24 protein-coding genes and 1 pseudogene are annotated in these 19,155 nt (G+C 40.0%); 21 read left to right on the forward strand and 4 right to left on the reverse strand.

The features are described from left to right. Positions 1–55: 55 nt before the first annotated feature. Positions 56–1,912, reverse strand: coding sequence for an RNA polymerase sigma factor RpoD (rpoD, locus tag FZ940_RS07145; RefSeq protein WP_021091519.1), 1,857 nt, complete (start codon positions 1,910–1,912; stop codon positions 56–58). Positions 1,913–2,060: 148 nt separating this feature from the next. Here rpoD and FZ940_RS07150 point away from each other — a divergent pair, with 148 nt between their 5' ends. Together FZ940_RS07150 and flgG are read left to right on the forward strand one after the other, a co-directional pair. Continuing rightward, positions 2,061–2,870, forward strand: coding sequence for a flagellar hook-basal body protein (locus FZ940_RS07150; protein ID WP_148822048.1), 810 nt, complete (start codon positions 2,061–2,063; stop codon positions 2,868–2,870). 15 nt (positions 2,871–2,885) lie between these two features. Beyond that, positions 2,886–3,674 (forward strand): flagellar basal-body rod protein FlgG, encoded by a 789-nt coding sequence (gene flgG / locus FZ940_RS07155; protein ID WP_103587128.1) that lies wholly within the window; start codon positions 2,886–2,888, stop codon positions 3,672–3,674. Between the two features lie 185 nt (positions 3,675–3,859). On the opposite strand, the gene FZ940_RS07165 is transcribed toward flgG, so the two are convergent. Continuing rightward, positions 3,860–4,306: a tetratricopeptide repeat protein gene (locus FZ940_RS07165; RefSeq protein ID WP_148822050.1), complete on the reverse strand. Its 447-nt coding sequence runs from the start codon at positions 4,304–4,306 to the stop codon at positions 3,860–3,862. 102 nt (positions 4,307–4,408) lie between these two features. Here FZ940_RS07165 and FZ940_RS07170 point away from each other — a divergent pair, with 102 nt between their 5' ends. From FZ940_RS07170 to FZ940_RS07205, 8 genes are all read left to right on the forward strand, one after another. Next, positions 4,409–5,071, forward strand: coding sequence for an AzlC family ABC transporter permease (locus FZ940_RS07170; RefSeq protein WP_148822051.1), 663 nt, complete (start codon positions 4,409–4,411; stop codon positions 5,069–5,071). Further along, positions 5,068–5,403, forward strand: a complete 336-nt coding sequence (locus tag FZ940_RS07175) for a branched-chain amino acid transporter permease (RefSeq protein ID WP_103651494.1) — start codon at positions 5,068–5,070, stop codon at positions 5,401–5,403. The genes FZ940_RS07170 and FZ940_RS07175 overlap by 4 nt, the downstream gene beginning before the upstream one ends. A 115-nt stretch (positions 5,404–5,518) precedes the next feature. After that, positions 5,519–6,535 carry a type II asparaginase gene (locus FZ940_RS07180; protein ID WP_187422154.1) on the forward strand — a complete coding sequence of 339 codons (1,017 nt, stop codon included), beginning with the start codon at positions 5,519–5,521 and terminating at the stop codon, positions 6,533–6,535. Between the two features lie 81 nt (positions 6,536–6,616). After that, positions 6,617–7,108, forward strand: a complete 492-nt coding sequence (locus FZ940_RS07185; protein WP_107793749.1) for a DUF1877 family protein — start codon at positions 6,617–6,619, stop codon at positions 7,106–7,108. A gap of 93 nt (positions 7,109–7,201) precedes the next feature. After that, positions 7,202–7,801: a LysE family translocator gene (locus tag FZ940_RS07190; protein ID WP_148822052.1), complete on the forward strand. Its 600-nt coding sequence runs from the start codon at positions 7,202–7,204 to the stop codon at positions 7,799–7,801. A gap of 74 nt (positions 7,802–7,875) precedes the next feature. Further along, complete coding sequence (locus FZ940_RS07195; protein ID WP_148822053.1) at positions 7,876–8,235, forward strand: DsrE/DsrF/TusD sulfur relay family protein; 360 nt, start codon at positions 7,876–7,878, stop codon at positions 8,233–8,235. Between the two features lie 19 nt (positions 8,236–8,254). Beyond that, the gene (locus FZ940_RS07200; RefSeq protein ID WP_148822054.1) at positions 8,255–9,157 is read left to right on the forward strand and encodes a DUF4299 family protein; all 903 of its coding nucleotides are present in this window, start codon (positions 8,255–8,257) and stop codon (positions 9,155–9,157) included. Between the two features lie 185 nt (positions 9,158–9,342). Continuing rightward, entirely contained in the window at positions 9,343–10,194 is an 852-nt protein-coding gene (locus tag FZ940_RS07205; RefSeq protein WP_148822055.1) for a hypothetical protein, read from the forward strand. A gap of 20 nt (positions 10,195–10,214) precedes the next feature. On the opposite strand, the gene FZ940_RS07210 is transcribed toward FZ940_RS07205, so the two are convergent. Both FZ940_RS07210 and FZ940_RS09830 read right to left on the reverse strand, forming a co-directional pair. Continuing rightward, a complete protein-coding gene (locus FZ940_RS07210; RefSeq protein WP_148822113.1) occupies positions 10,215–10,907 on the reverse strand; it encodes an SLAC1 family transporter in 693 nt (230 codons plus the stop codon). A gap of 10 nt (positions 10,908–10,917) precedes the next feature. Next, a pseudogene (locus FZ940_RS09830) lies at positions 10,918–11,163 on the reverse strand (SLAC1 anion channel family protein); the annotation flags it as partial. Positions 11,164–11,246: 83 nt separating this feature from the next. Between FZ940_RS09830 and FZ940_RS07220 the strand changes: the two are divergent. The 11 genes from FZ940_RS07220 (at position 11,247) to FZ940_RS07270 (ending at position 19,102) form a co-directional block, all read left to right on the forward strand. After that, complete coding sequence (locus tag FZ940_RS07220) at positions 11,247–11,891, forward strand: Crp/Fnr family transcriptional regulator (protein ID WP_148822057.1); 645 nt, start codon at positions 11,247–11,249, stop codon at positions 11,889–11,891. Between the two features lie 84 nt (positions 11,892–11,975). Beyond that, positions 11,976–13,313 carry an NAD(P)/FAD-dependent oxidoreductase gene (locus FZ940_RS07225; protein ID WP_148822058.1) on the forward strand — a complete coding sequence of 446 codons (1,338 nt, stop codon included), beginning with the start codon at positions 11,976–11,978 and terminating at the stop codon, positions 13,311–13,313. A 10-nt stretch (positions 13,314–13,323) separates the two neighbouring features. Then, on the forward strand, positions 13,324–13,485 hold the full coding sequence (locus FZ940_RS07230; RefSeq protein ID WP_021091464.1) for a YgaP family membrane protein: 162 nt from the start codon (positions 13,324–13,326) through the stop codon (positions 13,483–13,485). Between the two features lie 5 nt (positions 13,486–13,490). Then, the gene (locus FZ940_RS07235) at positions 13,491–13,673 is read left to right on the forward strand and encodes a YgaP family membrane protein (protein WP_072594653.1); all 183 of its coding nucleotides are present in this window, start codon (positions 13,491–13,493) and stop codon (positions 13,671–13,673) included. A 123-nt stretch (positions 13,674–13,796) separates the two neighbouring features. Continuing rightward, on the forward strand, positions 13,797–14,276 hold the full coding sequence (locus FZ940_RS07240) for a 3-isopropylmalate dehydratase small subunit (RefSeq protein WP_148822059.1): 480 nt from the start codon (positions 13,797–13,799) through the stop codon (positions 14,274–14,276). A gap of 2 nt (positions 14,277–14,278) precedes the next feature. Continuing rightward, on the forward strand, positions 14,279–15,346 hold the full coding sequence (gene leuB, locus FZ940_RS07245) for a 3-isopropylmalate dehydrogenase (RefSeq protein ID WP_148822060.1): 1,068 nt from the start codon (positions 14,279–14,281) through the stop codon (positions 15,344–15,346). Next, positions 15,343–15,588, forward strand: coding sequence for a hypothetical protein (locus FZ940_RS07250; protein ID WP_148822061.1), 246 nt, complete (start codon positions 15,343–15,345; stop codon positions 15,586–15,588). Before leuB ends, FZ940_RS07250 begins: the two co-directional genes overlap by 4 nt. After that, the gene (locus FZ940_RS07255; protein ID WP_103623912.1) at positions 15,585–16,001 is read left to right on the forward strand and encodes a CiaD-like domain-containing protein; all 417 of its coding nucleotides are present in this window, start codon (positions 15,585–15,587) and stop codon (positions 15,999–16,001) included. The genes FZ940_RS07250 and FZ940_RS07255 overlap by 4 nt, the downstream gene beginning before the upstream one ends. Then, positions 15,961–17,148, forward strand: a complete 1,188-nt coding sequence (locus tag FZ940_RS07260; RefSeq protein ID WP_148822062.1) for a tRNA nucleotidyltransferase/poly(A) polymerase-related protein — start codon at positions 15,961–15,963, stop codon at positions 17,146–17,148. Before FZ940_RS07255 ends, FZ940_RS07260 begins: the two co-directional genes overlap by 41 nt. A 74-nt stretch (positions 17,149–17,222) precedes the next feature. Continuing rightward, a complete protein-coding gene (locus tag FZ940_RS07265; RefSeq protein ID WP_148822063.1) occupies positions 17,223–17,702 on the forward strand; it encodes a tRNA (cytidine(34)-2'-O)-methyltransferase in 480 nt (159 codons plus the stop codon). Next, entirely contained in the window at positions 17,699–19,102 is a 1,404-nt protein-coding gene (locus FZ940_RS07270) for an endonuclease/exonuclease/phosphatase family protein (protein WP_148822064.1), read from the forward strand. Before FZ940_RS07265 ends, FZ940_RS07270 begins: the two co-directional genes overlap by 4 nt. The last annotated feature ends 53 nt before the right edge of the window (positions 19,103–19,155 follow it).

The raw sequence follows: 19,155 nt of genomic DNA on the forward strand, positions 1-19,155 counted from the left end.
TTATAAAGCTAAAGAGAAAGTCTTAAGGAAAATATCCAAAAGAAAAAAGGGCTTTTTAGCCCTCAATGTAGTTTTTAAGTTTTCTACCGACTTTTGGGTGTTTTAGTTTTTTGATAGCTGAGCTTTCTATCTGGCGAACACGCTCGCGAGTGACATTTAGTGCCTTGCCGATCTCTTCAAGTGTGCGGTCGCTCTCATCTTCAAGCAAGCCAAATCTCATCGAAATGACTGCTTTTTCACGCTCATTTAGCTGCGAAAGCACATCGTCAATTTGCTCTCTAAGGTCACTTTTTAAAATTTGCTCTATCGGAGAAAGTGAGCTTTTATCCTCTACAAAATCTCCAAATTTTCCGTCCTCTTCGTTTGCGATTGGAGCTTCGAGGCTTATAGGCTCTTTTGTTATTTTGATGACTTGTTTTACCTTATCAACGCTTAGCCCAACCTCTTTTGCGATAACGCTTACATCAGGCTCTTTTCCCTCTTCTTGGAGGTATTTGCGGTTTATTTTATTGATACGATTTATCGTCTCTATCATATGGATAGGTATCCTAATCGTCCTTGCCTGATCGGCGATCGCACGCGAGATAGCCTGGCGGATCCACCATGTGGCGTAGGTTGAAAATTTATAACCTTTTCTGTATTCAAATTTATCAACCGCCTTCATAAGGCCGATGTTGCCCTCTTGGATGAGATCTAAAAATGGCAAGCCTCTATTTGTATAGCGTTTCGCGATACTTACAACTAGACGAAGGTTTGACTTAGCCATTCTAGCTTTTGCCTCGTCAGAAATTTTCTTTCCGCGTTTGATCTGCTCTAAAATTTCTTTTAGCCTTGTTGGCTCAAGATCAAAGCCTTGCTTGCTCGCCTCTTTTGTAGTAAATAGCTTTTTGATCTCGACATAAGTTGAGACCATTGTAGCTTCTGGCACACGAGCTGCGATCTCTTCTTTGCTAAGCTTTATGATATCTTTTAAAATACTTTTGTGATTTTTCTTAAGCTCGTCGCTAAACATCGGTAGGCGATACTCCAAGCGTTTTAGCTCTCTGTCAAATTCGTCATCGCTTTTTAGCGCTGTCTCCATTGATTTTACGATCTCGCTAATAAGCTTGCTTGTTGGGCCAAGGTCCATTAGCTTCTCTTTTAAAATTTTCTTTTTAAATGCAAGAGTCATCTTTGAAGCCGTGTCATCGCTCTCAACTTTATCTTGCTTATTTGCAGTCTTTAGCCACTCTTTTTTTGCCTTTTCGAGGGCCTTGAAACTCTCTATAACTTTTTCTGCGCGCTTGTCGTTTTTGGCTGATTTTTTAGGAGCTTCGTTTTCTTCGTTTTCTTCATCTTCCTCGTCTATATCGTCTTCGCTATCTTCATTTTCTTCGTTTTCACTCTCGTCTTCAAAGCTCTTAAAAAGCTCTTTTACACGGCGTTCTCTGTTGATAAGTGGCTCTTTATAGTCAAGTATGAAATCAATCAAAAATGGCACCGAACAAAATGCGTCGATGATAATATCTTCGCCAAGCTCGATTCTTTTGCTGATCTCTACCTCTTCATCTTTTGTAAGAAGCGCGATCTGACCCATCTCTCTTAAATACATCCTGACAGGGCTATCTGACCTTGACCACTCTAAAAGGTCGCTCTCGCCAGAAAGATCGAGATCTTCGTCGATATCTTGATCACTTTTTTGAGCATTTTCTTGGCGTTTTTTAGCATCGGCTAAATTTCTAAGCTTTGCAGCTTCAGCAGATGTGATGAGCTGGACTTTATTTGTTTTTGCTAGTTGTTCTATCTTTTTTACTATCGTAGCAGTCGGAGCTTTGTCTAATAATTTTACTAATTTTTCGTATGTCAAAAAGCCTTTTGCATTTTCAGCGAAAAGCTCTTCTATCTGAGAAAAAGAGTCTTTTGCGGCGCTCATAAATTTCCTTTCGAATCGTCTAATTGTGATTTAAGTATTGTTTAAAAGAAAGTGGATTATACCCAAATTTTGTAAATGTGTATAAAAACAAAGTTGGAACGATGATTGCTTAGTAGCTATAAAAATCAAATTTTGATTAGGAAATTTTATGCAAAATGGTTATTATCAAGCCACTGCTGGCATGGTAACGCAGTTTAACAGACTAAATGTCATCTCAAACAACCTTGCAAATGTAAATACGATCGGCTACAAGCGAAACGATGTGGTCATCGGTGACTTTGCGAGAATTTTTAAAGAGACGCAAGATGAGCTTCCGCTTAAAAATCACACAAAAGATGGAGCTAAATTTTTAAATAGAACTCTTAACCGTGTGCCACAAGTGAGCGAAGAGTATACCGACTTTAGTGCTGGTGGCTTTAAATACAGCTCAAACACGCTTGATTTTGCGATAAAAAGAGATGACGCATTTTTCTTAGTTGATACCCCAAATGGCGTAAAACTTAGCAAAAATGGCTCTTTTAGCCTTGATGGCGATGGTTATATCGTCACGAAGGAGGGCTATAAGGTTTTACCAAGTGGCTATGAGGCACAAAACCCTGGACAAAGAGGCATTCAGGTACCACAAGGTGAGGTACTAACTGCTGATAAAAATGGAAATTTATACTCAAATAACAATCAATTTTCTAAATTTTTTATAGCTCAGCCAAGAGAGATAAGAGATCTAAAAAAGGTTGGAGATAATCTCTTTGAGAGTAGAAATTTTGACGACATCACGGAACTTGACGAGGCTGATAGCGTGATGCAAGGATATGCTCAGATGTCAAACGTAAACCCAGTTTTAGAAATGGTGGGCCTAATAGAAACCCAGCGCTTAGTTGATATGTATCAAAAGGTTATGACAAGCCACATGAGCGACCTTAACCAAGATGCTGTTCAAAAACTAGCCCTAAAAGCTTAATAAAAGGATAAAACTATGATGAGATCACTTTACACTGCGGCCACTGGCATGATCGCCGAGCAGACGCAGATAGACGTAACCTCACACAACATCGCAAACGTAAATACCTATGGATATAAGAAAAATAGAGCTGAATTTGCCGATCTTATGTATCAAGTCATGGAGTACGCAGGCACGGCGACAAGCCAGACTACCACAAGCCCGACAGGCATCGAAGTAGGCCTTGGCGTGCGCCCAACAGCGATAAATAAAATTTTCTCTCAGGGCTATTTTAAAGAGACTAGCAACAACCTAGATATGGTCATAGCTGGCAACGGCTTTTTTCAAATTCAACTCCCTGATGGCACGACGGCTTATACTAGAAATGGCGCATTTAAGCTTGATGCAAACGGCACGATCGTAAATAGCGACGGCTACCAGCTCATCCCTCAGATCACAGTCCCTGCAAACGCGACGCAAATTTCAATAGGCACAGATGGCACCGTCTCAGTGCTTCAAGCTGGCGAAACCAACATGGCTCAGATAGGTCAGATCGAGCTAGCAAATTTCATAAACCCAGCTGGTCTTCACTCGATGGGTGATAACAACTACCTTCAAACAAGCGCTAGTGGCGACGTAGTGGTAGGTGTAGCTGGACTTGATGGACTTGGCACTATTAGACAGGGCTTTGTCGAGATGAGTAACGTGCAGCTAGTTGAAGAGATGACTGATCTTATCACTGGTCAGCGCGCATACGAGGCGAACTCAAAGGCGATAACTACGAGTGACTCGATGCTCGAAATAGTAAATGGGCTTAAAAGGTAGGTAGTATGGATGTGACTCTGACTATCGTTGGGCTTATACTGCTTTCTTTTACGCTTGAGGTATTTTACTTTTTAAATAAAACATCAAAAGGCAAGGACTCGATAAAACAGACTCATTAATTTGGGCGAAATTAAAATTTGGCACATCTCGTCTAAAATTTCTGCTTTTAGTAGCAAGAATAAAAGTTACTGAGAAATTTTTAAGCTACTGCATGCTTCTTCCAAATCAAGCTCGCAGGCTTTTTTATAGTAGTTTTTTGCTCTATTTTTATCTTTTGGTATATCAGCATCTCCTGTTTCATAGATAAGTGCAATGGTATAGCAAGCAAATGCATTTTTTAGTTCGCAAGCCTTATTATAAAGCCCAAGCCCTTCTTCTTTCTCCTGTGCTAGGGTGTCTTTTTGTAGATATATATTTCCTAAAAATAGACAATTGTGCGGATTGCCTAGCTTGCAGGCCTTGTTTGCCATAGCTGCCATTTTATCGTGCTCATTTTTGTCAAGGTAGATATATATAAGATCGGTGCAGCTTTCTATGTTGTTTAAAGCGCATTCATTTTCAAGCTTAGTGGCATCAAAATTTTTACCCCAAGAAAATAGAACACAAAATAAAATTAAAATTACTTTTTTCATCTTTTGGCTCCATAAATTTTTATTATTTTATAAAATTAGCTCCATTTTTACTCTAAATTTTTCAAATTTTGCTAACATTTCGGCTTTTATCAAGGTAAAATTTTGTCATTTAACTACGTTTTTAAACTATCTATTCCTATTTTTATGGGCTATTTTCCCCTCGGCGTCGCCTTTGGGATACTGGCTAAAAGCATGGGCGTTAGCGCTTTTATCGCCGTCGCTCTTAGCACGCTGGCATACGGCGGCGCAGCGCAGTTTATGATGCTCTCGCTCTTTAGCGTTGGCACGAGCTATGTTGAGGTCTTTATCGTGAGCTACCTTGTAAATTTACGCCATACTTTTTATGGAATTTCACTTTTAAAAGAGTATAGCGGGATCAAATTTAGGCTTTTAAACATCGCTTTGCTAACAGATGAGACTTTTGCCATATTTAAAAATTTAAAGCTAAAAGAGGCGAGTGATCGAAGCTTTGCCTTTACTTGGCTAAATATCCTTTCTTGGTATTACTGGGCGGCTGGGACGCTGTTTGGAGCGATACTTGGTGATTTTATAAAGGCCGATACAAAAGGGCTTGAGTTTAGCTTAACAGCACTTTTTATAGTTATTGTGATTGAAATGTTTAAAAATGATAAAAACTACCGCGTGCTTTTTTCGGCGACATTTTTTGGTGTGCTTGGAGTGAGCCTATTTCCAGCTAAATTTGTGCTTGTTGGCTCAATGGCGCTTTGTTTTATATTTTTGCTTTTGTTCAAGGATAAAATTTGATAAGTGTAAGCTCAAGCGAGATGGTACTTTTTGTGGCAGTGCTTTTAAGTGCTATAGCTACTTTTATAACGAGGGTAACGCCATTTTATGTACTGAAAAACTATAAGTCAAACCCTTATTTAGACGCCATTGAGAAGCATATGGGTATGATGATAATGGTCGTTTTGGTCTGCTATGGCTTAAAAGATACGAAATTTAGCGAGTTTCCTTATGGCTTAAGCGAGATAGTAGCAGTTTTTACAGCTATTTTGATGCATTTAAAATTTAAAAATACCCTTCTTAGCATAGTTATTTCAACCGGAATTTATATGTTTTTGATAAGAATTTTTTAAATAAATATAAAATTTGGAAGTTAATAATTTTTTTAAATAAATGGCATTATAATGACTTTGCAAATTTTAATGCAAAGGAGTTAAAATGCGTTTAATCTTTAAGGCGGTGTTACTCATGATTTTAGGTGCTACTTTAGCGGTTGCTAAGCCAACCATCTACATACTAGCTACTGGTGGAACGATAGCAGGAAGTGGCTCAGGATCGCTTGATTCGAGCTATACTTCTGGAACTGTTACGGTCGATAAACTAATCGCAGCCGTGCCAGATATCAACAAGATCGCTACCATAAAAGGCGAGCAAATTTCAAATATCGGCTCACAGGATATGAACAACGAAGTTTGGCTAAAGCTTGCAAATAGAATCAACGAACTTCTAAACAGCGGCAAGGCTGATGGTATCGTCGTTACTCACGGCACAGACACTATGGAAGAGACAGCTTACTTTCTAAATTTGGTCGTTAAAAGCGACAAGCCAGTTGTGCTTGTAGGTGCGATGAGAAATAGCGGCTCACTAAGCGCAGACGGTCCACTAAATTTATTTAACGCTGTAAACGTAGCTATTAGCAAAGATAGCGTAGGCAAGGGCGTTGTGGTCACTATGAATGACGAAATTCACGCTGCTAGAGAGGTAACAAAAACCAACACAACAGGCGTTGATACATTTAAATCACCAAACAGCGGTAAGATCGGCACAGTTTTTTATGGCAACGTAAAATACTATATGAATCCGATTAGAAAACACACAGCAAAATCAGCATTTGACCTAGAGGGCGTAAAAGAACTTCCAAGAGTCGATATCATCTACTCTCATGCAAATGATAACCCTGACTTTGTAAACATAGCTGTTAAAAACGGCGCAAAAGGTATCGTTAGTGCCGGCCTTGGCAACGGCAACCCTTACTTTAGCGTGCTAGAGGCTCTTGGCGAGGCTTCAAAAGCTGGCGTAGTGGTAGTTCGCGACTCACGCGTAGGAAGCGGCGAAACGACTATGAACGGTGAGGTGGACGACGCAAAATACGGCTTTTTAACAAGCGACAACCTAAACGCTCAAAAAGCTAGAGTGCTTTTAATGCTTGCTCTTACAAAAACAAGCAACAAAGCAAAAATTCAAGAGTATTTCTTGACTCACTAAAATTTATTTTTGGGCGGATCTGCTAAATTTATAGCACCGCCCTCTCTTTTCTCAAATTCACATCAAATTTAAGGCTCTAAAATGGGAATCAGTGCGCACTACTACGCCTACTTGCAAGATGATATAGAGATGATCAAAAATGGCTGCGGTGGTGAACTTTTGGACGAATACGACATGGATAATTTTTGGGATGCGATGTGTAAAATGCTAACTGGCAGAAATTTCTCCCAGAGACTTAAGGCTGGTTATATTTTTAGCTCAAAAGAGCCTTTTAGCTGGGCTATTTTTGGGCGTAGCGCGTTAAACGAAGAGCTAAGCGAGATGATCTCTTACACCAATGCTATAGATGTAAAAGAGGTGGCTAAAGCGATGATGGATACTGACATAAACGCACTTTTAGCAAATATAAATTTAAAAGAATTTGCAAGTTCAGGCACATATCCTGATATTTTTGGGTGCGAGAGCGAATTTGAAGATATAAAAGAAAAGCTAAAAGAGCATTTTGCCGGACTTTTAAATTTTTACCAAAATGCCGCTGATAAAGGGCTTGGCGTGCTAATAGTAATAGCCTAAATTTCTAAATTTATAAATTTGCCGTTTTGCTGTTTTTTATCATAAATTTATACATTTTGATTTAGCATTTCACTAAAATTTCAAGGCCTACCTATGAATTTCTTGCTCTTTTTCGTCACTATTTTTCCTATCTCTATGATGCCAGGTATAAACATGACCTATGCGATGAGTGTTGGTATGAGCCTTGGCTACAAGCACTCGTTTTTTGTAATGGCTGGGCAGCTTTTAGCACTTGCATTTGTTTCGTTTTGTTGTATGCTTGGCGTGGGCGCGGTGCTTCATCATTTTGAGTACGCATTTAAGGCACTAAACATCATTGCAGGCCTATATATGCTCTACCTTGGTGCGATGCTCTTTTTTGGCAAGGGCGAACTTAGCATCACGAACGTCTCAAATTTGCCAAGTAAAAAGCAGATGTTTATAAACGGCCTCATCGTTTGCGTCACAAATCCAAAGGCATGGATATTTTTCTCGGCTTTACTGCCTACATTTTTGGATAAAGAAGATCCCTTTAGACTAACTCGTATGTGTGCGATCGCGGCAATGCTCGTTTTCATCGAGTTTTGCTCGCTAAATATCTATGCGCTTGGCGGAGCTATGCTAAAGAAATTTTTACAAACGCACCTAAGGCTACTTGAAATTTGCACTGCCCTTATCGTCTGCACGATCGGAGTACTTTTACTTTTTAGATAAATTTAGCCTCTTTTTATATAGCTTGGCTAAAATTTGCTCGGTTTGCACTACATTTTTGGCAAAAGGAGAAAAAGATGAAAAAATTTCTATTTATACTTACAAATCAACCATACAACGGTACCGACAACGCTTACAACGCATTAAGGCTAGCTAAAACGCTAAAAGAAAAAGGCGAAGAGGTCAGAATTTTTCTAATGAACGACGCGGTCGACCTTGCGCGAAATAGCACCAAAAAGCCGGAAAACTATGACGTAGATCTAGTAGCGATGTTAAAAGAGCTTTACGCTAGCGGCGCTATATTAAAGGTTTGCGGTAGCTGCCAAACGAGGTGCGGTTTGCATGCGGGAGAGCCTTATTTCGAGGCTGAGGTGAAAGGCAGCATGGATATCTTGTCCGAGTGGGTTAGGCAGTGCGATCAAGTGATGACGTTTTAGAGTAGGCGAAAGAGAATTTATGAGCGTAACATTTAAGGTGAAAAATAAAAAGAAGCTTTTGGGCGGATATGAAAAGGCGCTAAGCGAGCGTGAAATTTCAGAGTTTATAGAGGGATTTTGCTTTTTTAATAGCCAAAACGACGAGCCGAGCGAGCATTCGCTAAATGAAAACGTGATGATTGCTGGCGTATGGCAAAAGAGCGCTCGCGGGTTTGAACTAAACTATGAAGACGGCAAATATATCGTCCGAGTCTGTACTCCAAGCGGGGTTGGCGACTGGCAGACGGCGATTTTGTTTCTTTCTAAAATTTCAGCCAAAACCGGCTCGAAAATAGAGTGCGACAATGAAGAAATTTACGATAGCGAGCAAATTTTAAAATTTGATTATGAAGCCGACATAATGTGGGGGCTTGAGGCTCTAAAGGACGCAAAAGAGAAAAATCAAACGCTTTATATCTCTGGCCTGGAGCGCGACGTGGCGTTTGACGCGGTTATGATAGATGAAATTTTTGCAAGCGCTAGCCCTGCGGCTAAATTTGATGAGATGATGAGACAGGTGCAGTATCTTGACGCTTATAGCGCAAGAGAGAATTTATACGAAGATAAAGACGGGAATGAAATTTTTGGCGCGTATACGCTTAGCGAAAATTTACCGACTATCTTGCCTTATGCCCCCTCTCCGTCGTGGCAAGCGCAAGAAGCACTTGGAGATCGCAAGGTCTCGCGCTGGATACTTACGCTAGTCGTCGGCGTAGACGATAGGGACGCGCACGTGCTCGGCGAATGCGAATATGGCGCTTTTATGGCAAATTTGCCAAAAGAAAAATATCGCTTCATAGACGCCGCAAATATACTGGTTGAGCCGCTTAGCGAAGAAGGGGTGATAGAAATTTTTAAAAAGGCAAATGAAGCTCAGGTTTAAATTTGATAAATCGCCCGGAAATGAAAATTCGCCTCAGGCTTGCTTAAAAATTTAAGTCGGTTTTAAGTGCAGATTTAAACTCGTAAAAGATAGAATTTTACTGGTATTGTCGCTTTTTGGGCTAAATTAGGCGAAATTTTAACCTAAATTAATCTAGGCTTTGCGTGATTTGAAAAAGGATAAAAATGAAAATTTTAAAGGCTATTTTAGCGGCGGCATTGGCGGTTTGTTATCTAAACTCGGCCGTTTTACCGCAAAACGACTGGAGCAAAAGAGAGCTAAAAGGCGAGGTAAAAAGCATGACGGCTACGGAGTACGAATACTCAATGGACGGCTCCGGGACGCTAGAAAATACGCGCGTAAAGCGGACGGAGTTTAACGAAAACGGCTATATAGTGCAAGAAACCGAGCATATAAACGGCGTACCGAACGGCTCGGTTTTGTTTGAGTACGGCAAAGACGGGCTAGTGCGCAAAAAGTATCAAGATAGCGCCGTTTATCTCTACGAATACGAATTTGACGGCGAAAATTTAGTCGCGACGGCCAAAGAACAGCACGTGGAGGATAAATTTTATCCCCGCACGGAGAAAATTTCCTACGGCAAGGACGGCAAAATGATCGCTAGGGCGGCGTATTCGGGCGGGACGCTAGTGACGGACGATAGCTACGTCTACGACGAAAAGGGCGTTTTAACGCGGATAGAAAATAATATGGAGCTGCGCCACGGCATAGAGATAAGCTTCGAACGCAAGCCAAACGGCGAATACGAAAAAATCACGCAAGCCCCAAACTCAAAATGGGTCTATTACTACGCCGCAAACGGCGACGAGATGGAGTATACGTCGGTAAATTACTTCGGCTCCGAGGCAAAAATCTGGCAAATATTGCAGTTTAAAGACATAACGAGGGACGAGCGAGGAAATTTGACGCGTAAAACCTCGGTCAAATTTAAGCCCGCGGACAAATACTACGAAAACGGCGACATAACGGAAATCGGCCTATATAAAAAGCTAGAAATTAGCTACGAATACTACTAAAGTGAATTTTTGAGCTAAGGCTATTTTTCCGAAAAAATTTTGCCGTTTATTATAGATTTAACCGTTAAAAACCCGACTATCAAAATCGAAGCGACTAGAACCGCAAAAGCGCCGACTCCTAAAATTAAGTAAAAATCGCTTTGCGTAATTTCGTAAGCTTTTAAAAACGCTATGGAGCTAGCGGCCGTCGGGAAAGTAAAAGCCCACCACGATAGGGCGAATTTGAGTTTAATAAATCTTTTATACGAAAAAAGTATAAGCGCTACGAAAAATACGTTTATATTAAGTAGTATCGCTGCAAAAGCGTCGAATTGCTCGGTTAATTTTACGTATCCCAAAAACGCCATAGCCGGCGGCGCTAGCGTAATGACTAGTGTCGGGACGAATTTGTCGGCTAACTTATCGCAAAAAACTAACCTATAAAATATAACGGCGAATAAAATAATCCAGAAAAATAGCCCCAAACTAAAATAATACCAGATCGCTTGAGATTTTTTGGCTATGATCGGGATTAGCAAGTTGCCCACTACGGGGATAAACCATGCCGGATTTAGCGTCGCGATATCGAATTTTTCGTCGATCCAAAAAGAAATTACGTAAAGCGTAAAAATCGTTTGCAAGCCTAAAGCCGCGTAAAAAAGCGAGTAGTATAGTCGCGGCGCGTCTTTGTAGGCTAGAGCTAAAAGAAAAAGCGAGATGATAAATCCGCCGATTTATAGGGTGCGAAAATTCGGCCTTTACCTCTTCTTTAAATTTTAAAAGCTTAAAGAGGTAAAACGCCGAAAGTAGGCAAAATACCGTGCAGTCTAGCGCTCTAAGCGCCGAGAATATCTCGTTCGGTAAATCAAATATTTCGCTTAGTTTCTTATAAGCCGAGCAAAGCCCTCCAAGCCCCATAGTACCGGCGAAAAGCATAATCGGCAGCGATTTTATTTTGCTTTGCGAGTCGTTTTTCTTAACGTCGTGCATTGTTTTTCTTTTCGTATTAAATTTTTATGCAATATTACCTATAATAAGGTTAAATTTTTGTAACGAAGTCACGAAAGGGCAAAATGCTAAGCGAAGAGTTAAAAGAAATTTTGCGCGAGAGGTTTACGAATAATTTCGATCTAGCAAGCGAGGATCTAAATGCGATCTTTGCTAACGCGTATCTAAAAACCGTAAAAAAGGGCGATATATTTTACTCCGGAAACGATTGCTTCGGATTTATCCTTATACTAAAAGGCGTTTTAAGGGCGTTCGTATCGTCTAGCGCAAAGGAAATAACGATATTTAGGCTAACTAAAGACGAGAGTTGCGTACTGTGCGATACGTGTTCTATAAATTCGCTAGAAAATAAAGTAAGCGTCGAAATCGAGCAAGATAGCGAGATCATCGTTATTCCGGCGCGGATTTACAAACCTCTTAAAGAAAAATATCCGAGCATTTTAAATTTTACTCTAAAAATCGTAGCCGATCGGTTTGCCAGAACCATAAACGTTATGGAACAGGCTTTATTTTCGCCGCTTTCGGTGCGGATTATGAATTTTTTATCCCAAAGCATCGAAAACCTAAACGAAAATTTTATAAAAATAACTCACGAAGAACTGGCGAATCATCTAGGAAGCGCTAGAGAGGCGGTATCTAGGGTGCTAAAAGAGCTTGAGAGAAGCGGGCAAATAACGCAAAGCCGCGGCGAAATAAGGCTTGTTTCTTAAAATTCTCGTTTTAAGGTAACTTTGTTACGGAGAGGACGGCCGTTTTTAGGTAGCATTTCATAAACTCGTTTAAAAGGAGAATTTATGAAAGGACTGCAAAGAAGAGACGCTTTAAAGCTAATGGGGGCCGTGGGGCTAGCCGCAAGTATGAGCGGTTGCTCGGTAACGGGTGGCGAAAACGACGATATAAATTCTAAAATCGTCATAATGGGCGCGGGACTTAGCGGTATCGCGTTGGCGGCTAAACTTAGAAGAGATATGCCTAACGCCAAGGTAATTCTCGTGGATAAAGACGAGAAATTTTACTACCAGCCGGGCTTTACGCTAATCGCCGTCGGAATTTACGAAGCTAGCGACGTCGTTTACGAAAAAGCGGATTATATCCCGCAAGGAGCCGAGTGGATACGCAAAAACGTATCGGAAATAAAGCCCGAAGCCAATCTACTCGTCCTAGACGATGGGAGCGAGCTGGGGTATGATTATCTAATCGTAGCAAGCGGCGTGGAATACGACTTTGAGGCCGTTAAAGGTCTGAGCTTAGAGGATATTAACGATACGAGCGGCAACATATCTTCCGTCTACACTCTACAAGGCGCCGTAAAGAGCAACGAGCTGATGAAAAAATTCTCTCAAAACGGCGGCTCGGCGGTATTTTGCGATCAAAAAACCCCGATGAAATGCAGCGGCGCCAATAAAAAAGTAACATGCATGAGCGAAGATAGGCTGAGGTTGGCCGGCAACCGCGATAAAGGCAGCGTTAATCTTTACGTCGGCGGCGGCAAACTTTTCGGCGATCCGACTTATGCCGCGGCTATGACTCAAATAATGATAAAAAGAAAGATAAAATTTAATCTTCGCCACCAAATCGTAGCCGTCGATAAAAGCTCAAATACTGCCACTTTCGAGTTTTGGACGGCGTATAGGCAAAACGGCGAAGATAAAATCGCGTCCGAGCTAATCGACGTAAAATACGACTGGCTTCACTTGCCGCCTAAGCAAAAAGGAAGCGAAATTTTAGCTCGCGCCGGCCTAACTAAAGAGGGCGACAAGCTAAATTTCCTAGCCGTCGATAAATACAGCCTGCAAAGTACAAAATTTAAAAATATATTCGGTATCGGCGATATTTGCGGATTTGCGTCTGGCAAAACGGGGGCTAGCGTTAGGAAAATGTATCCGATCTTAGCTAAAAATTTAGCCGATACGATAAAAGGACAAGAACCTAGCGAGAAATTTACCGGATATACGGCTTGCCCTTTTATCACCAAATACGGCAAGGCCATAATGGTAGAGTTCGACTGGGAGGGAACGGCTCCGACGTTAGAGTGCTTCGGCGCTACCAGAGAGAGCTATATGAGTTGGCTGGTTAAAATTTACGGATTTAAACCTATGGTTATGAACGGAATGCTAAAAGCTTTGGCTTAAAGGAGATAAAATGAGCGTTTTAGATAAAACTATACGTTTGATTATAGCGGCGATTTGGTTTTTTATTTTCGGATTTATTTGCGACTGCTGGTTGTGGACGGTCGGGCTAATTCCGCTTTTAACGGGATATTACGGTTACTGCCCACTTTATAAAATTTTCAAGAAAAGGTAAAAAATATGGTAAGCGTAAAAAGTAGAATTATTAGGGTCGTACTGGGGCTGATTTTTACGGTAGCGGTTTGGTATTTTTACGAGAGCTACTGGGCGTTAATCGGGTTAATCCCGATTATCGTCGGCGTTACGGGTTTTTGCCCGGCGTGTAAATTCCTAGGCAGGTGTTCTTTAAATTTAAAAAAATAAAAGGGGCGTTTAGCGCCCTTTGCCTTGCCCTTTAGCCGTTTAGGCCGCAAATTTTATTCGCCGTTTGATGAATTATTTAGCTACTTTTGGCTAAAATCTCGAAAATTTAAAAAAGGCGAAACTATGAATAAAGTTTGGAAATTCGGCGACAATATCGATACCGATATAATTATCGCCGCCAGATACTTAAATACTTCCGACGAAAATATCTTAGCAAAACATATAATGGAGGACGCCGATCCTAATTTTAGCTCCAAGATAGATAAGGGCGACATTATCGTAGCGGGCGAAAATTTCGGCTGCGGTAGCTCTCGCGAGCACGCTCCTATCGCGCTTAAAGCTGCCGGTATAGGCGCGGTGATAGCTAAAAGCTATGCAAGAATTTTTTATAGAAATAGCTTTAATACGGGACTTTTGATACTCGAGATCAAAGAAACGGACGAGATAAACGAGGGCGATGAGCTAAAAATAGACGTAGATAACGGCACGGTCGTAAATCTAACCAGCGGCAAAGAGTATAAATTTAGCCCCATACCGCCGTTTATGCAAGAGCTTTTAAACGCCGGCGGACTTATAGAATACGCAAAAGTAAAGTTGGATTAATAATGAGAGAATATAAAATTTGTGTTATAAAAGGCGATGGTATCGGTCCTGAGATCATAGATGAGGCGATAAAAATTTTAGATGTTGTTAGTGCTGAGTTTGGGATAAAATTTGAGTACGACTACAAGCTTATGGGCGGTGCAGCTTATGATGTATTTGGCGTGCCTTTGCCAGATGAAACGCTTAGTTCTGCTCTAAGCTCTGATGCTGTGCTTTTTGGAGCGATCGGCGGCGAGAAGTGGGATAGTTTGCCAAGACATCTAAGGCCAGAGAGCGGACTTTTAAAGATTAGAAAAGAGCTTGAAGCTTATGCAAATTTACGTCCAGCCATTGTTTTTGATGAGCTAGTGGATGCTAGCACACTAAAGCCAGAAGTTTTAAGAGGCGTTGATTTTGTCGTGGTTCGTGAGTTAACAGGCGGGCTTTATTTTGGACAGCCACGTGAAAAAGGCGAAGATAGAGCGTTTAATACGATGGTTTATTCTAAAATGGAGATCGAGCGCATCGCAAAGATTGCTTTTGAAACAGCAATGCTTCGCAAGAAAAAGGTCTGCATGGTCGATAAGGCAAATGTGCTTGAGACAAGCCAGCTTTGGCGAGAAGTCGTTAGCGAGGTATCTAAAAATTACCATGAAGTAGAGCTTAGCTTTATGTATGTAGATAACGCAGCTATGCAACTAGTAAGAGCTCCAGCAAATTTTGACGTCATACTTACTGAAAATTTATTCGGCGATATTTTAAGTGACGAAGCGAGCATGGTTTGTGGCTCGATAGGGCTTTTGCCAAGCGCTAGTATGGGCGGTAAAGTGGGAATTTATGAGCCAATACACGGCTCAGCACCAGACATCGCAGGGCAGGGCATAGCAAATCCGATCGCGACCATTTTAAGTGCAGCGATGATGCTAAGATACGCATTTAGTGAAAATGAAGCCGCAGATGCGATAGAAAATGCTGTGAAAGAGGCACTTGCAAAAGGTTACAGAACAAAAGACATCGCTGCTTTTAATGCGGTTGAAATTTGCTCAACTAGCGAGATAGGCGATGTTATCACAGGATTTATCAAAAAATGAAAAACACAATCACTGAAGCACTGATCTACGAAGCTCAGGGGCTAAAAGATGATGCACTTAAAATTTATAAAAATATCTTAAAGCAAGATCCATCAAACAAAGACGCCCTTAGCGCGATAAACCGTCTGAGCGGACTTCGCAAAGAGCGAGCGATAAAAAACGAGCAGATGAAAGAGTTTTTTATAGCGATGAAAAGTGATGAAGAGATAAATGAATTTAAAAGGTGGTTGATAAGATTATGAAGCTTGATGATATCGCTAGAATGGCAATCAGTGAGGTTAGCGCTGAGCTTGAGAAAATAGAAGCATTGCAAAGTAAAAAGCAAGAAGAGCTCGAGCGTGAGAATCTAAAAAAAGAGCTTTTGGCCATAGAGAATAATGAAAATGCGCTAAATAACGAGCTAAAAGTTGAGGCAAATTTACAAAATGAGCAAGCGTTTGAAGTAAAAGAGGAACCAGTAAGTCCAATAAAAAATAGAGAGGTGAGCGAAGAGAAAATTTTCTTAGCAAACCTTGCTGAACGCATAGAAGTGCTTTTTGAAGGGCTTAAACAAACTAGTGAACAAAATCTTGCTTCAAGGCTTGAACTAACGACAAAATTTTTAGAATTTACCCTTGCAAATATCGAAAATAGACTCCAAAATCTCTCAAAATAAGCCATTAGATGGCTCAAAAAATGAGATAAAAATCAAGAATAAAATTTATAAAAATAGCGAGCTAGACTTTTTTAGATCGCTATTTGCCCCATTTACTTCACGTGTCTATCTCGTAGGTGGCTGCGTGAGAGATGCATTCTTGGGGCGAGAAATTTATGATTATGACATCGAAGTTTATGACATTGAGCCTACTAAATTTAATGAGCTAATGGCTAGCATTGGAGCGAGTGGCGTTGGCAAAAGCTACTTCATCTATAAATACAAAAACTACGACATTGGGCTTCCAAGAAGCGAGAGCAAAACTGGAAATTCACACAAAGACTTTGCGGTAAGCTATATTAACGATCCAAAAACGGCGAGTCTTAGGCGAGATTTTACTATAAATGCCATGATGATGAATATCTTTAATGGAGAAATTTTAGACTTTTACGGCGGGAAGCAAGATCTAGCAAACAAGACATTAAGGCACATTGATAGTGAAAAATTTAAAGAGGATCCACTAAGGGTGCTTAGAGGAGTGCAGTTTAGCGCGAGGCTTGATTTTAGCATAGCTGATGGGACGCTAGCTCTTATGAAAAGCCTTAGTTTGGAGCATCTAAGCAGAGATAGGATAAATACTGAGCTTATTAAATTCTTTCGCGCAAAGTATCTAGAAAAAGGAGCTTACTATCTTTTTGAGCTTGGACTTTTTAAAGAAATTTTTGGTATGCAAATTTCTATGGACGATGGGTTTTTAAGTGATCTTAAGAGTGCTAGAGAATTTGTGGATGATGAGAGGCTATTTTTGTATCTTTTGTTTGGCAAATTTGAGCTTGACGCAAATGAAATTTTAGAGAAAATGCGTCTGCCAAAGAGCTACTTTTCTATCTTAAAGCAGCCTTATTTTAAGTACATGCCAATCGATAAAGAGCTAATGCAAATAGCTCTAAATATGCCCATAAAATCATGGCTTGGAGCTTATAATAAAGAGCGGATAGAGCGTGCCAAGAAGCTTGGAATTTATGAGGTAAAATTTGATGCGAAGGTTGATGTAGCGGAAATTTTATCAGCTGGTTTTAAAAACGAAGAAATTGCAAAAGAGATAAAACGTAGGCAAGAGCTTGAAATTTCAAAATATCTAAGCGAGCGTAAGCCTAGAAAAGATTAGTCTTTAAAACTCTTAAAAGCCCATTTTGGCTAAAATAGGCTAGTTTATAACACTTTTTAAGGCAAAGAAAGCTTATGTTTAACATAGTCCTAGTCTATCCTCAGATACCGCAAAATACTGGAGCTATCGGTAGAATGTGCGTTAATGCAAATTTAAAGCTACATATCGTTAAACCCACCGTGTTTGATTTGAGTGAAAAGGCTGTTAGACGAGCAGGGCTTGACTACTGGAAAATTTTAAATCCAAAAATTTGGGATAGTTTGGAAGAATTTTTAGAAGCGAACTTGAGTCACAAGGATAGATTTTTCTTCGCTACCACAAAGACAAATAGGCTTTACTACGAGGCTAGGTTTAAGCCAGGAGATTTTATATTTTTTGGTGGCGAGAGTACTGGGCTGCCAAGAGAATTTATGGATATAAATTTTAAAAACGCCATAACCATACCAATGGGAAAAGAGGGCAGGAGCTTAAATTTAGCTATGAGTGCTGGCATTATCGCGTATGAGGCGATCAGGCAAAATATCACTGAATTTGACTTTAGGAGTGAAATTTGAGAGTAGTTTTTGCTTTGTTTTTTACCATTTTAGTGGCATTTGCGAGTGAAATTAGCATCGCAACTTATAATGTGCAAAATTTATTTGATTGCAAAGATGATGGTAGCGAGTATCTTGATTTTAAAGTAGGCGTATCAAAATGGGACTGCGAGGCGGCTGATTCAAAACTACAAAGGACAAGACAAGTCATAAATGCACTAAATACTGACATTATCGCACTTCAAGAGATCGAAAATGAGCAAGTTTTAAAAGCCTTAGTAAGTGATAGCGAGTATAAATTTGTAAGCTTTACAAAGGAGAAAAACTCGCCTGTTGGGCTTGGGCTTATTTCAAAGTTACAGCCAAGTGGCAGTGAAGTTTTTAAAGTTCCAAATGTAAAGACGAGAAATATTTTAAAGGTTGTTTTTGAGGTAGAAGGTAAGAAATTTAGCATATTTGTAAATCACTTTCCAACTTATAAAAATGGCATAAATATGCAAAAAAAGGCTGAAAAAACGCTAAGAACGGCTCTGGGTAAAGAGAAAAATGCAATTATTTTGGGTGATTTTAACTCGCCCTTTGGACAAAAATCTATCCTAAATGACATCATTGCAACGAGAAATTTTTATGATCTTTATAAAGAGCTTGAGCCAAAAGATAGATATTCTCACGCAGTGCATGGCAAAAAAAGAGCGATCGATCATGTTTTGCTTTCGCCTAGTTTTATGGAAAATGGCGATCTAAGCTATGTTGGTGGTAGTTTTGAAGTCTTTAAACCAAGCTTTGCAGTTGATGAAAAAGGCTTTGCAAAGAGTGACCTTTATTCGGATCACTTTGCATTAAAGTTTAAAATTTCAACTGATCCAAGTCCAGTGAAAAAAGGATTTGTAAGTAAAATTTTTAAAAAAGATGAAAACAAAGCCAACAAAAAAACAAGCGAACAAAGCTATAAGACGGCTGATGTAGATACACTTTTTGATCATCCAGAAGCTGTACCAGTCGTGATTGAAAAAGCGGTTGTTATCTTAAAAGATAAACATGGCTTTATTATCTCGAAAAATCACCGTGGAATTTATGTTTATGATCCTAAAAATAGCGTTATTGTAGGCGAAGAGCTAGATGTTTTAGTAAGGCGAATGAAAATTTATAAAGATGCGCTTGAAGTTAGCTATTATGAGATCATAAATGAGCATGGCACAAAAGATATTAGTGAAAATTTACTAGATGCATCGCAATTAAGCGAAGCTAGAAGCGGCGATGTCTTTGCTAAAATTTCGGGTAGACTAGAGAGGGGCTATCTGCATACACCATACGGTAAGATCAGGGTTTATAGTAAGAAAAAGTTAAAAGATGGCGAGTATAGTTTTGAAAACGCGAGAGTTAAAATTTACAAGAGAGAAAACCAAATCATTGTGGAGTAGAGAGTGCAAATTTTAGATATTTTTATGATTACGGTGTTTGTTTTATTTCTTAT

It is taken from the genome of Campylobacter concisus (genome assembly GCF_902460415.1).
Lineage (GTDB): Bacteria > Campylobacterota > Campylobacteria > Campylobacterales > Campylobacteraceae > Campylobacter_A > Campylobacter_A concisus_Y.

Excerpts from the sequence above, each read along its gene's own strand:
- rpoD (WP_021091519.1), bottom strand. The coding sequence starts at position 1,912 with ATGAGCGCCGCAAAAGACTCTTTTTCTCAGATAGAAGAGCTTTTCGCT.
- FZ940_RS07150 (WP_148822048.1), top strand. The coding sequence starts at position 2,061 with ATGCAAAATGGTTATTATCAAGCCACTGCTGGCATGGTAACGCAGTTT.
- flgG (WP_103587128.1), top strand. The coding sequence starts at position 2,886 with ATGATGAGATCACTTTACACTGCGGCCACTGGCATGATCGCCGAGCAG.
- FZ940_RS07165 (WP_148822050.1), bottom strand. The coding sequence starts at position 4,306 with ATGAAAAAAGTAATTTTAATTTTATTTTGTGTTCTATTTTCTTGGGGT.
- FZ940_RS07180 (WP_187422154.1), top strand. The coding sequence starts at position 5,519 with ATGATTTTAGGTGCTACTTTAGCGGTTGCTAAGCCAACCATCTACATA.
- FZ940_RS07185 (WP_107793749.1), top strand. The coding sequence starts at position 6,617 with ATGGGAATCAGTGCGCACTACTACGCCTACTTGCAAGATGATATAGAG.
- FZ940_RS07190 (WP_148822052.1), top strand. The coding sequence starts at position 7,202 with ATGAATTTCTTGCTCTTTTTCGTCACTATTTTTCCTATCTCTATGATG.
- FZ940_RS07195 (WP_148822053.1), top strand. The coding sequence starts at position 7,876 with ATGAAAAAATTTCTATTTATACTTACAAATCAACCATACAACGGTACC.
- FZ940_RS07200 (WP_148822054.1), top strand. The coding sequence starts at position 8,255 with ATGAGCGTAACATTTAAGGTGAAAAATAAAAAGAAGCTTTTGGGCGGA.
- FZ940_RS07205 (WP_148822055.1), top strand. The coding sequence starts at position 9,343 with ATGAAAATTTTAAAGGCTATTTTAGCGGCGGCATTGGCGGTTTGTTAT.
- FZ940_RS07220 (WP_148822057.1), top strand. The coding sequence starts at position 11,247 with ATGCTAAGCGAAGAGTTAAAAGAAATTTTGCGCGAGAGGTTTACGAAT.
- FZ940_RS07225 (WP_148822058.1), top strand. The coding sequence starts at position 11,976 with ATGAAAGGACTGCAAAGAAGAGACGCTTTAAAGCTAATGGGGGCCGTG.
- FZ940_RS07230 (WP_021091464.1), top strand. The coding sequence starts at position 13,324 with ATGAGCGTTTTAGATAAAACTATACGTTTGATTATAGCGGCGATTTGG.
- FZ940_RS07235 (WP_072594653.1), top strand. The coding sequence starts at position 13,491 with ATGGTAAGCGTAAAAAGTAGAATTATTAGGGTCGTACTGGGGCTGATT.
- FZ940_RS07240 (WP_148822059.1), top strand. The coding sequence starts at position 13,797 with ATGAATAAAGTTTGGAAATTCGGCGACAATATCGATACCGATATAATT.
- leuB (WP_148822060.1), top strand. The coding sequence starts at position 14,279 with ATGAGAGAATATAAAATTTGTGTTATAAAAGGCGATGGTATCGGTCCT.
- FZ940_RS07250 (WP_148822061.1), top strand. The coding sequence starts at position 15,343 with ATGAAAAACACAATCACTGAAGCACTGATCTACGAAGCTCAGGGGCTA.
- FZ940_RS07255 (WP_103623912.1), top strand. The coding sequence starts at position 15,585 with ATGAAGCTTGATGATATCGCTAGAATGGCAATCAGTGAGGTTAGCGCT.
- FZ940_RS07265 (WP_148822063.1), top strand. The coding sequence starts at position 17,223 with ATGTTTAACATAGTCCTAGTCTATCCTCAGATACCGCAAAATACTGGA.